The organism is Crenothrix polyspora (genome assembly GCF_900163755.1).
Classification (GTDB): Bacteria; Pseudomonadota; Gammaproteobacteria; order Methylococcales; family Methylomonadaceae; genus Crenothrix; species Crenothrix polyspora.
Genome location: NZ_FUKI01000143.1, coordinates 1 through 12,084 on the forward strand (window position 1 = coordinate 1; position 12,084 = coordinate 12,084).

Sequence of the window (12,084 nt, forward strand, 5' to 3'; positions counted from 1 at the left end):
CCTGGAACGACAACTACAGAGCTAAAGTATTGTTCGCAATTTAATTTTAATGCGTTTGCCCTGGGGTGGGCAATAAACTAAAAGGCCGCATCAAAAATGCTACTGAAGCCGAATAATAACCCAACAGCAAAATCAATGGGTTATAAAAACGCGCTAATTCCCCCAGCCTTCCCGCATCAGAGTACCAAAATCACGTTGCGACAACACATTGGAACAATCCCGCCAGTCCTTATCGGATGCTGATAAATGGGTGTTGTAGCGTAAATCAAAACCAGTAGCCCGCTTTTGTACAGTTATGTACTGATCCATTTTTTCATCAAGGGTCTCAATATCCTCAATCCAGCCATCTTTAATGGTATCCGGCAAAGAACCGAATAAATTAAACTTGTCGCGCATACGTTCCGATAGCCGCTCATAAACCTTTTCATCGACTGTCTGTTCATTGACCAGATTGAGCATATCGACGTTATCACGCACCTGGCCAAAACGTTTGATACGGCCAATACGCTGTTCCAGTTTGGTTGGGTTCCAGGGCAAATCAACATTCATTAAAGTACCCAAGGTTTGCAAATTCAAACCTTCACAAGCGGCATCCGTGGCCACCATGATACGAATCTTACGTTCAGCGACCATCACCTTAAGCGTTTCCCTTTCAATACTGACACTATCGCCTTTTTGGTATAGCCGACTACGTCCTGCCCCCGCATACAAACCGATAGCTTCTTCAGGAAAGCGCAAGGCCAACGCATCTGCAAGCCAGCGGGCAGTATCGTAATACTGGCTGAATATAATACAGCCTTGCTCTAGCCAGTTCTCGCTAATCAAATAGTGCAAGACGGCCTCATATTTTGGATCGACAGCACACGCTTTAAGCCAATGCAGCAATAACTCCAGCACGGCACGTTCTTCATCAGTTTGTATGGCGACATCTTCTTCCCTATCGTCAGTTTCTTCATGCAATGTTTTGCCTGCCAGCAATGCCGTTGCGGTATTGATCCCTGCAACCAAGCTGGAACAAATACGCTGCTGCATAAGGTTTTTCATAAACCCGCCGCGTTTTCCCAATACCTTGCCGAACTGTATGGCTTGCTCATAGGCTTCCCGAAAATTCGTATCGGTACGGACTGCAAAACCTTCAAACAAGATATGAAAGCTGTGAATATCTTTAATGCGATTGGCATCCGGATGCACAATCACGCCCACCCGTTTAAGCAAACCGGCTTCTTCGAGTGTGGTGCGTTTTCGTAATATTACATGGCGGACCAGCGGATTTTCGCGCTGAAAAAAAGTCGCATTGGCAACGCGACGATCTAATGCCATCTCAAAATCCTGCCGGGTGCCAATATCCAAATCTGTCAGTTTACCGGCTTCAAATTGACGGGCGGACAAACCCAGATCCTGGCGTATTGCACTGTATAACTGACGTACCGAATTATCGGCGGTTGAATTAACTAACGGCAACGGCGACCGAACCAACTCCCAAGCAGTCGCTAAATCTGTCACTTCCTGTTGACCTGACAAGATAGGCAACACCTCATCGGGTTTGTGCCAACGGGCATAATCATTACCCAAAACAAACTGGCCTTTGCCTTGGTGTAGCACACGTACCAAATCCCATAAATCTTCGCAGCGGGTCTGGATGGGTGTGGCAGTGCCCAATAAAACATGATCACTCCGCGCAGCAATGGCCATGATAAATGCCAGCAATTCATTGGGTTCATCGTCTTGGCCAAAACCTTGCCTGGATCGCGCCTTGTGTGCCTCGTCGAGTATCACCAAACCATAATTTAAGCCTAACAAATGCTGTTTCTCTAACGAGTCCCGCATCATCAGGCCGGTAGAGACTATGCCGATACGCAGTGGACAGGCGGCAATATTTTCAGCACCCAAGGGTGAAATTACCCGTTCATTCACATCCAGCCACACTTTTTTATTGCTCTGCCAACGTGCCGTTGGAATGCCCAACTTATCCAGTAATTCGGTTTGCCATTGTTCACACAAGGTTGCCGGGGCAAAAATAATCACTGGCTTACGTCGGCGTTTTTCCTTTTCGGCTAGCAGACATAAGGCCAATGCTGCCGTTGCCAATGACAGGGTTTTACCCAAACCGACTTCATCAGCCAGCAATAACCTTACTACGCCATAATCACGGTAATGTTTTAAACATTCAGTGACAAAGCTTTGCTGCCAGGGTTGCAGCGAAAAACCTTCACGGTACAGCGGCGATTCAATCAAGGCTGCCGGGGCGATGCTGTCATCGTCAACAATTTCATCCAGGCCAATTTCATGGCGACGACTGCGGCGGCGAATTTCCTTGCAAACCGCTTCCGGCAATGGTTTGGCGGCTTTCCATAAAAAATCGAATTCGGCTTCAATCCAGGCTACGCTTTCGGGATCATCATCCTCCCACAAGATTTCATAATGCTGCTGCCAACCGTTGCGGGTTTCGTTCATGGAACCGATAAAACCGATCTTGCTCCCATCGGCACGTTCAATGATACCTGCCTTGCCATGCACAAATCCGCAGGCGTTGTCCGGTGCCACGCGAATTGCCTGCCCGTGTATTTTCAAAAACTCATCCAGTCGCCGGTACCGGTCACGGTTTAGCAAAGCCTCCGCTTCAATGGCATTGGCATTCCAGCGCCCCAGCATTTTGGCTTCGCGGCATTGCGCCACTTTCAGGTCATCGGGATGGATATCGACATTGCAGACAATTTTGACATCGGGGATTTGTTCCAGCCATTCATGGGCGACTTCAAACAATGAGCTAGTGAAATAACCAGCGATGCGGCGGTAACTTTTTGCGCCTTTGAGTTGTTCGGCCAAGAAGCTTTGATCCAGGCGATGGGTACGGGATGAAAAGCGGCGTAAGGCCATAAATTACCCTAACCGACCTATCCAGTAATTCGGTTTTCGATGCAGGTGTGCAACGGCTACAATGACAATCGTATCGGCATCAATACCATACAGAACCCCGTAGGGAAAACGTTTAATCAAGCACCGTCTTATGTCTTCTGTAAGCAAGGCATACGATTTTGGATAGGCACAAATTCTTCTAATTGCGGCATCAAATTCAGTTAAAAACTGTACGCCTAAATTTACTTGCTGGGCTTCATACCAATTAAAAGCCTCATCTAGCTCGGCTTGGGCAGCCTCAAGAAATTCTATTTTCATTTATATTTCTGCATCACTGCTTCATAGCTAACCGTTTTTAATTCCCCATTTTGATATGCCAGCCATCTTTTTTGCGCTTCATCACGCCAAATAGCATCGATTTCCGGATTAGGCACATCCAGATCGGCTAATAATAATTCAGCCAAGCGCAATTTTTCTAACGGAGGTAACTGGTTTGCTTGTTGGTAGAGTTCCTGACTGTTAAGCATAATAATCTCCTGGGTAAAGCACATAAAAGCTATAGGTGGTGCGTGCTGTATTCATAAGTTTATCTCCTTTAAAAAAAGATTTACCAGCTTGCGAATTTTGTATTTCGTTTAGATACGCGCCCTAACCTGAATATTTGTTCGAATTTGGCTGTATAACTCAATTTCTTTTTCGTGCTCGAAAATGACGGATATGCAGTAATCCTGGCTCCTGTTCGGATCAGTTATCCATTTATTAAAGTTCAAAAGAACCAACGAAATTGGTGATGCAGGTCTATTTTTGGGTTCCTTTTTATACTCTTTCCATGCTTTTTGATGACATCCTGCTTTTCTTGTATTTCCTCCAGGAAAGAAATCTATTTCAAATTTTTTTAAATCTTCAGGTACACCGCCAGATTGCTCAGTGTTTTCAGAGATAACACCGTACTTTTCAATTAAAGCCTGTGGATTGATTGTATGAAAAAGATGGAATTCCATTCTATTACCCAGATAGCTATCACCGCGGGTAAGACGAGTTTCAGGATTGAAGGTGAGTGTTACGATTATTTTCTTTTTACCCTGCTCGGTAAAAAAAATGTCTGGAAGTTGTAATGAGTAGACTTTTATCTGATTCAAGCCAATTTGACCTTCATCCCAAAGCACCGCCCGATTACTGTATGAATTCACTGCCCTTTCAAAATCACTTAATCCAAAACCGCAAATGGAAAGGTGCTTAGTTTCAGCCTCTTTCTTATCTTTGGCTGAATAAAAATCTTTGTTTGGTGAAAATGGATAACCTGCACCCGCAAGCATCATATTCTTAATAAAATTCCCTGATCTTTGCGGAAACTGGTTCGCAATTTTACCAGCTAAGTGAGCTACTTTAGGTGCGGAAAAACTTGTTCCATAATCAAATTTTATAATATCGCCCGTAGTTTTATTATTGATTACGGCGATTTTGCCACCCCTATCTTCTGATATTTTGCCGCGATTATCAGAAAGAATAAGGTTGCCACCGTATTCCACTAACTCAGGTTTTATCATGCCATTTATACCGCTGCCAGTCCTGGTAAACGGTGATGGCTGATTTTCTTCTGCAATAATAGTTTTTATCTGTTCAGCGCCATAGCGTTCTTTCTCGATCCTAACCTCACCTGCAATAGAACCAACAGTTAAAGCCAATGCAGCACTTGCAGGGTTGATAATTTTAAAATCAGGATTTTTTGTAAGATAGGTAGGATAATTATCTTTTATCTCAGCAATTGTTTCATACGTATTTCCTGGGTGATGATTACCTGTTGAGACTATAAAAACCACATCAGGATAAATAAAAGCCAGTTCATCAATTAGCGCGGCTAGTGGTAATTGGCGGAGATAGTTCTTATGCCAAACCTCATTACTGTTACCCAACGAAACGTTAACGACTCGAATGTGATAATTAGGATTCGATAAAAAACTTTCTACCGCATCTTTAAATTGATGCTCGATTAGCTTTTCAGGATCATACGCTGCGGAAACTGTCCCTTTATAATCATTTCTTTCTGCATACATGACTTTAGCGGAAAATATCCAATTTGACGGGGTAAATTCTTTATTTATCAGGGAAGCTTCAATGTCTCCATAAGCTGCACAACCTGAAACAGCAGTGCCATGTCCTACGGTATCGTGGTTTTCTTGCTCACCTGTTTGAAAATTTTCTGCACCACCAACACATTTTTCTAGCATTGGATGATTTGAAATAATGCCAGAATCAATGATTAATATACCCGCAGCATCTTCATGAGGTGCATTGAGTTGAATATCTGAAATATCCGGACTTATGTATTCAAATGGGTTAAATTGAGTTATGGAGGGTCTATCTGCTCTTGAAATTTCTTTGAGTTCTATGATTTCATCAAATATATTTTTGGTTAATTTAACCCTCAAAAGCACGAATGTTTTGGTTATTAATGTATCTGTAATTCTGAATTGTGTCCAATCTGTGTAGGCTTGTTTTAACTCAGTAATAAATTGTTCATTTTTTTGCGGATCAGTCATTCTCCACAATTCTATATCAATGAAATCTGCTGTTTCACTGAGTGGATTGTCTCGCAGTGCTTTGCCAATTTTTTTATCGACTGGAATATCTTGAAAAGATTCGATGGCGTTAAAAAAATCGTATTTAGAACCATCTGGTTGTCCGTAGGTTGTCAGTTTATTTTTAAATTGAGTTAATTCGGCATCGTCAGCAAAAACAACCCAATAGCCACGCTTATTTTCCGCTACCGATAAAACATGAATTCCCATTCTAGCCAACTCATCTTCAAAGCCATCAGGTGACACAGACTGATTTATTTTAATTTCAAAAACAAAAGATGGATTTATATTTTTTGATATTTTATTTTTCAATGAGGCAAAAGAGCTTTTTATTACATCGGCTTTTTGTACAGATTGTGCCGAAAAATCAGCTTTGTTTCGGCCAGGGGGTGACACATAACCACCACCTCCACCCCTTGTTTGCCTGTCAACATTTCCTGCAATAGGTGGAAGCCTAAGATGTTCGTACTTTTCCATTATTTATCGCCCATAAGATTATTCCTTACTTTTTCCCTGCGAATGAATTTTTGGATAGCGCAATCGATTTCATTTTGCCCAATATGATTTTTAGAGCTAATAATTGCCGCTTTCATAGCTTCTTCTGTCACCATTTTTATATCAGCCGGTGAAAACCCATCAGTCAGGTTAGCCGCCTTAGCCATATCAATATTGGCATCTTTTTTGATGGGTTTTAAATAAATATCGAACAGTTGCTTTCTTATGGATTCATCGGGCAACTCGTAATAAATAACATCATCAAATCGTCGCCATATTGCAGGATCCAGCATATTTTGATGGTTGGTAGCAGCCAATATAATACTGTCGCTTTTCAGGTTATCCAACATTTGCAGAAAACTATTGACCACTCGCTTTATTTCACCATGCTCGTGATTATCGTCTCGATTTTTGCCAATAACATCAAATTCATCAAAGAGTACTACCCATGTACCACTCTCGATATAATCAAATACCTTGCGTAAATTAGAGGCTGTTTCTCCAAGATACGAAGAAATGATGGCATCAAATCGAATATACACCAGAGGAAGATTTAATACAGAACTGATAATTTGTGCAGAAAAAGTTTTCCCTGTTCCAGGCCGTCCACAAAGAAGTATTTTTCTTTTGTTCTGCAAGTTGTAGGTCGCTAAAATATCAGCATCTTTAAATTCTCTAATAACGTGTTCCAATTGTTCTTTTATTTCATTCGCTATTATTAGTGCATCGATACTTTTATCAAAATGCTGAATTTCCAGTAATGGAAAGCCTTTCTCCGTATCACGTGGTATAGGTAATGTATTTTTAAAACGTTTACCCCCTCCATTGTGTTCACTATTTGTGGAAAAAAGGGCCTTTTCCAAATCCTTTGCGACTACAGTGTGTTTTTTTCTTTTCTCATGTTCAATATACTCCCGCGCAGCTTGGACAAAAGTATCGTTATCCTTCGCGTTGAAAGACAGGAACAGCTTTTTTATTAAATCTGTAGTTGTCATTTTCTGCCTCTTTGTTTCCTAGAATGGTTACCAACTAATACGGGACATCCGTTCGTCCTGAGCTTGTCGAAGGACTTGAGGTTCATGGTTCGACAAGCTCACCACGAACGACTCTTTATAATATTGTCCCATTTTATGTTGGTAGTCCCTAAAATTAAGCCAATCGCTGATTACGCAACCGCGCACCTAAAATCTCCGCCACATCGCGCACCTTATCCACTCTGGTTTTGGCGGCAATAAAATCGATCATGTTAATCAACAAAGGCCGAGCTTCCATAAAATTGGTGACATCGGTATTCAGGTAATCCAGAACGATGTGCGGCTCTTTGTCTTGCAGCAGTTGTTGCAGGGCAATGATGAGATGGCCTAAATAGGTCGGGCCGATTTCGGTGCTGTCACCTACATCACGCGAAGTGAATTCTTCGATGCTTTTTAGCCGCGCCTTGTTAGGTGCCATGCTGGCCATGACTTTGGTGTAGTCTTCAACATGAAACGCCTTGGCGAAGTTTTGGTAATTGTCCAGCTTGGCAGCTCCCGTGGTTTCTATGTCCAGCATACGCAGGTAAAAGCGTTGGATACCTTTGATGGCGTTCCAGGTGTCGGGTTGCAAGCCTTCGGGGATCAGCAGGCTGTTGGCGGCTTCCGAGGCTTGTTGGACGATTTCATCCACCACGGTGACTTGGCCTTTTTGTCTGGGACGCAAGGCAAAAGCGGTAACATCTTCGCCGCCAATAGAAGTATAGCCGGTTAGCACTTTCAGCGCGGCGGCGTAACCGGCCATTTGTAAATCTGAATCGTTAAATACCGGTTCGCCGAGTTTGTTTTTTACGTCGGCGTTTAAGTGCAGCATTTGGCTGATTTGTGCTTCCACTTCACGGCGCACGGCGGGCAGGATTTTTTGTTTGAAGCCCGGTTTGTCGCCAGCGGGACGTTTACGTAGCATGAGGATCACCGTGCCTTGCACATAGCCGCCTTTTTTGAGTTCCGAGGTGGTTTCGGTGGCGATATACCACGCGCCGACCACCTGTAAACCGGCTGCCCAGAATATGCCGACCATATCCGACCACACGCCGGTGTCTTGGTGGGTAAACATGACGCACTGCATACCATTGTCGGGCATGTGTTGGGTCATGGCGGTGTAAGCTTCGACCATGCCGCGCCGAAAATCATCGCCGCTGCCTTTAATGGCTAAGGCGCGACGTGAATCCCATACCCATTCGTTGAACGGTGCAGGTGGATTTTTGCGTAGCCAAGCGATGAAAAATTCGGTGATTTCGTGGTAGTGAACTGCGTCTGCGTAGGGAGGATCGGTTATCCAAATATCACTCAATGTCTGACATTGAGGGGCTGCATGTTGAAATAATGATTCTTTACTGTAAACAGGGGCGTTTTGCAGAGCTTCCTCATAAAAAACACTCTCTAAAAAACTCCAAGCTCTTACCCCATAATTGAAAAGAACATTTAAAGCCTGGTTTGTAAATACCTGGCTTGAACTTTCATATCCAATTTTTCCTTCCCACATGCACAACTTAGAGCTTCTATTTAAAGTGCGCGAAAGAAATACTTGGCTTACAGGAGTTAAGCAGTTTTTGGATAGTATTGAAAGCATAAGTAGTTGTCTAGCATTAAACAACTGATGCCAATACGTCCAGCCCCGTGTACGAATTGGTTCATCGGTTTTATCTCCCGGCTCTATCTCCATATCTGGTATCAAGCCGTGTTGCTGCCATTGTTCAATATTTTCAGCAACGATTTTCTCAACTTGGCGTTCTCGTGCTAAATCCGCTTCTATAACAGTTGCAAAAAAAGTCTCTTTTTGTTTCTTATCTAGGGTGTCAGCGGTAATCCATTGAATACAATACAATCGTTCCTGAAAAAGATCATCCGACTGAGGTTTGAAATCGTATTTTCTCCAACGGCGCAGGCGGTTAGCCATATTGCCACTTATGTCTTTGTGATCTCCGCGTAGGGTTTTAATCGATGTGATATAGGTTTTGCCGTTAAGGCTATACGTTAAATTGCCGTTTTGGATCGTGCCAAATTCGGCGGCTTTCATCTCTTCAACCGATACACCACTGTATATCTCAATATCAAAGCGCTGTCGTTCAGTATCAGGAATGAGTTTAGCCACCACGTTGCGATTTTTAGAAATCACCCAGTTCGGAGATAGTGGAACCATCCAACCGGTTTCAGGACAACGGGTTTCCAGACAATACAAATAAGCCTTGGCACGGTTGCCGTGGCTGTCATGCTCTATGCCCAATGCGGTAATCTCCGCATCCACCGCTTCTGCCACCTCGCGCTGAGCCTGTTCAATTTCAGCACGTTTTTCCGACGCTGCGCCAATAATGTTCAACGCACCCCACGTCAACATACAGGCAATCGGGTTTAAATCCGAGGCATACACATCACAACCCAACCGCGCCGCTTCAAATGGAATCGAACCACCCCCGCAAAAAGTGTCGCCCACTTTGGGTCGATGCCCAAAACGAAGCATACCCAGTTGTTCAACCAGCTCTTGATGTGAATGCGCGTTAATGCCCAAATGCTGGTAATGGGCATTCACCGGGGCCCAAATCGGCGCAAACAATTCGGTCTGATCCAATTCCTCAGGACGTTTGCACAAGGCGGCACGGGCTTCATAATTCGGCAAAGTACGCAACATTTGTGCAACTAAATCCAATTTATCGGCGTCGCTAATATCACGTTGCCAACGTAGCGTAATGCCTAGTGCATCACTATTAAAGGGCGCTTGCCGGCTTTCGACTTCTGCCGCTGTCAGTCCGCCTTTTAGCGTGTATGCAAAATAATCCCAAGGATTGGGCAATGCCAGTGCTTGCACAATGTCTTTGGGTTTAAAAGCGTTATTCGCCAACGCCCGCCGCGCCAAACCGCCTTCATCAAACGCCAGCAGTTGTTCATAGATTTCCAGGTCTTTTTCGGCATCATCGGTGGGCGGCAATAAACTGCCCAACACAATCGCCCGTACCAAAATCAACGGTTTGCGGCCTTTCCAGTAAGAACCCAACGCCGTTAACGTTTGCCCCGCACCCGCCTTACGTTCGCGTTGCGATTCAAAAGACACTTTTTGCGCTGGGAATACCGATTCAATCAGGGCTGGGGTGTTTTGTAGGGCTAAGGGGGTGAGTTTGGTCATGAATGGATTACGAAAATATCATTAAAATTACGGGTGACTGGCAAATATTGCAGACAGGGAAACGCCCTATTTGAGCGTGTCAACAACCCAGCCACTACACACTAATATCAAACAATTGATTGAACGCTTTACCAACGGCTTGTTGGTCAATATCTACCAATTTGCCGACTTGCCTGATAATCAAGCGATTATCCAAAGTAAATAGTTTCATGCGGACAATAGACTCAGAAGTAAGCCCTGCGCTCTGTAAATCAGAGATCATCACATCCAGCAGCCAATTGGAATTTTTGGCACTGGTCACCATCGCCAATACCGAATGCTGTACTGAGGCATTAAATAAAGTACTGGATAGCACTACTGCTGGCCGCCTTTTGCTTGCGCTTTGATCCGTGAACGGAAATGGCACGACCACTATGGAAAACTTTTCAAAGATCGGCATAAGCTTCGTCATCGGCAGCGGAATCCCATTCGCTCAAGGTGCCTTGCAGTGCTTCTGCAAAGGCATTGTCTATGGGGGGTGCTTTGCGCAGATGCACTCCGGCTTGATCAATTTCAAAGACAATCGCATCACCTTCACGCAGTTTCAACGCTTCCAGAACCGCTTCAGGAATGATGGCTTGATTATGATGGACTAACTGGCTACTGGTTTGCATGCAATTAACTCCAGGTTTTTTTGATGGGGATGTCTATCAATTGGTTGCGCCTACTTAATTGTTACCCTGATTGGATACGACGTTCAATTTCTTCGTTACTCATGGTGCGTTTTTGGCGGGAATCCGCAAGGCCATGGGTAACCATGCGTTCAAAGGCCAGCTCGCGCATGATTTCATCATAGGACGCGTCCAGTGGCTGACTGTTGATGACCTCAACCATTTGTTCTCTTACTGTAGGCATTAGCAGTTCTCCGGCTATGTTCATTAACTCTTTTCAATTGTTAGAGATTTTAGGGCTAAATCGCACCCTATCACGCTTGATAAACCTCACCATGGTTACCGACATTAACCAAAATAACCCCAGCTGATAACGACTTACTCATTCACACTAATAAGCACCTGCTGGATAACAGCCGCTGAAATACGAAAATCCGAAGCGTGCAAGACTTCAAAAACTGCCCGCGCAGAGGGGATCAAGCCTTGTTTTTTGGCCAACCCAATAATGGCAGCGGTGCCGATGACATGCAAGCCTTTTTCCTTGGCCACGGCGCGGCCTGCACGTTCATCCATAACCAGCAAAACACCATCCGCATGACTCAAGCCCAAATTGATACAGTCGGTTTCGCCTGCGTCCAGGTCAATTTCCAGCAGTGACGGAATCGGCTCAGGCCATATCTTTAACCAGCCTGAAGTTATAGCGTGGGCAATCGCTTCTTCACCGCGCACCGCTTTACCCGGTAACACTTCCTGTTGCACGGATTCCGGCAGAAAAACCTCTCCAAACAGTTTAGGCAACCACGGTAAGCCATCCACTATTGCCAGCCCGATCAACGGGCTGGCATCAATGACCACAATACGGGGCATACGCAGTTAAGCCCCTGTCAGCCATTGCTCCAGGGTGTCCATATCCTGTTGCACTTCCTCAGCCGTTTGGTTGATGACAGGAATACCTAAGCGCGACACATGGGCAATAAAATCGGCCAAGGGCATATCAGCCAATTTGGCAGAACGGGCCAGTGATAAATCGCCGTCTTTGAACAATGCGGTTGCCAAAGCTTTGCGTACGCCCGGCATACCGATAATTTTGGCCGATTTAAGCCCTATCATTACAGCATCCGGTTCATTTCTGTTCATGACTAATACTATGTCATCATGTGCCATCCGCAACGCTTCACTGGGATTATTCTTTAAACCGCTGACATTTACTGTTTTCATGGGCTTATCACATAGGAAGATTACAAGGGTGCATTATAAGCGTGATTACCTAAAACGAATACCGATATTATGGGGCTAGTACTTAGTCACTCTTTAAGTGTCGGATAAAGCTTTTTCAATTTTATCCGAGCATC

At 44.4% G+C, this 12,084-nt stretch carries 11 protein-coding genes; all 11 read right to left on the reverse strand.

All coding sequences use genetic code 11. The features are described from left to right. Positions 1-153: 153 nt before the first annotated feature. Positions 154-2,877, reverse strand: a complete 2,724-nt coding sequence (locus CRENPOLYSF2_RS14500; protein WP_087144666.1) for a phospholipase D-like domain-containing anti-phage protein — start codon at positions 2,875-2,877, stop codon at positions 154-156. A gap of 3 nt (positions 2,878-2,880) precedes the next feature. Then, a complete protein-coding gene (locus CRENPOLYSF2_RS14505) occupies positions 2,881-3,174 on the reverse strand; it encodes a type II toxin-antitoxin system RelE/ParE family toxin (RefSeq protein ID WP_087144667.1) in 294 nt (97 codons plus the stop codon). Further along, positions 3,171-3,383 (reverse strand): addiction module protein, encoded by a 213-nt coding sequence (locus CRENPOLYSF2_RS14510; protein WP_087144668.1) that lies wholly within the window; start codon positions 3,381-3,383, stop codon positions 3,171-3,173. The genes CRENPOLYSF2_RS14505 and CRENPOLYSF2_RS14510 overlap by 4 nt, the downstream gene beginning before the upstream one ends. Positions 3,384-3,491: 108 nt before the next feature. Continuing rightward, positions 3,492-5,912, reverse strand: coding sequence for a S8 family serine peptidase (locus CRENPOLYSF2_RS14515; protein ID WP_087144669.1), 2,421 nt, complete (start codon positions 5,910-5,912; stop codon positions 3,492-3,494). Continuing rightward, on the reverse strand, positions 5,912-6,925 hold the full coding sequence (locus CRENPOLYSF2_RS14520) for an ATP-binding protein (protein WP_087144670.1): 1,014 nt from the start codon (positions 6,923-6,925) through the stop codon (positions 5,912-5,914). The genes CRENPOLYSF2_RS14515 and CRENPOLYSF2_RS14520 overlap by 1 nt, the downstream gene beginning before the upstream one ends. A 154-nt stretch (positions 6,926-7,079) precedes the next feature. Then, on the reverse strand, positions 7,080-10,082 hold the full coding sequence (locus tag CRENPOLYSF2_RS14525) for an anti-phage-associated DUF1156 domain-containing protein (RefSeq protein ID WP_087144671.1): 3,003 nt from the start codon (positions 10,080-10,082) through the stop codon (positions 7,080-7,082). 94 nt (positions 10,083-10,176) lie between these two features. Then, positions 10,177-10,533 (reverse strand): type II toxin-antitoxin system PemK/MazF family toxin, encoded by a 357-nt coding sequence (locus CRENPOLYSF2_RS14530; RefSeq protein WP_176371132.1) that lies wholly within the window; start codon positions 10,531-10,533, stop codon positions 10,177-10,179. After that, positions 10,508-10,735 carry an AbrB/MazE/SpoVT family DNA-binding domain-containing protein gene (locus tag CRENPOLYSF2_RS14535; protein WP_087144673.1) on the reverse strand — a complete coding sequence of 76 codons (228 nt, stop codon included), beginning with the start codon at positions 10,733-10,735 and terminating at the stop codon, positions 10,508-10,510. Before CRENPOLYSF2_RS14535 ends, CRENPOLYSF2_RS14530 begins: the two co-directional genes overlap by 26 nt. Before the next feature lie 61 nt (positions 10,736-10,796). Next, on the reverse strand, positions 10,797-10,976 hold the full coding sequence (locus tag CRENPOLYSF2_RS14540) for a hypothetical protein (RefSeq protein ID WP_087144674.1): 180 nt from the start codon (positions 10,974-10,976) through the stop codon (positions 10,797-10,799). Positions 10,977-11,110: 134 nt separating this feature from the next. Next, positions 11,111-11,599, reverse strand: a complete 489-nt coding sequence (locus tag CRENPOLYSF2_RS14545; protein ID WP_087144675.1) for a PIN domain-containing protein — start codon at positions 11,597-11,599, stop codon at positions 11,111-11,113. Between the two features lie 6 nt (positions 11,600-11,605). After that, the gene (locus tag CRENPOLYSF2_RS14550; protein ID WP_087144676.1) at positions 11,606-11,950 is read right to left on the reverse strand and encodes a UPF0175 family protein; all 345 of its coding nucleotides are present in this window, start codon (positions 11,948-11,950) and stop codon (positions 11,606-11,608) included. Positions 11,951-12,084 lie beyond the last annotated feature (134 nt).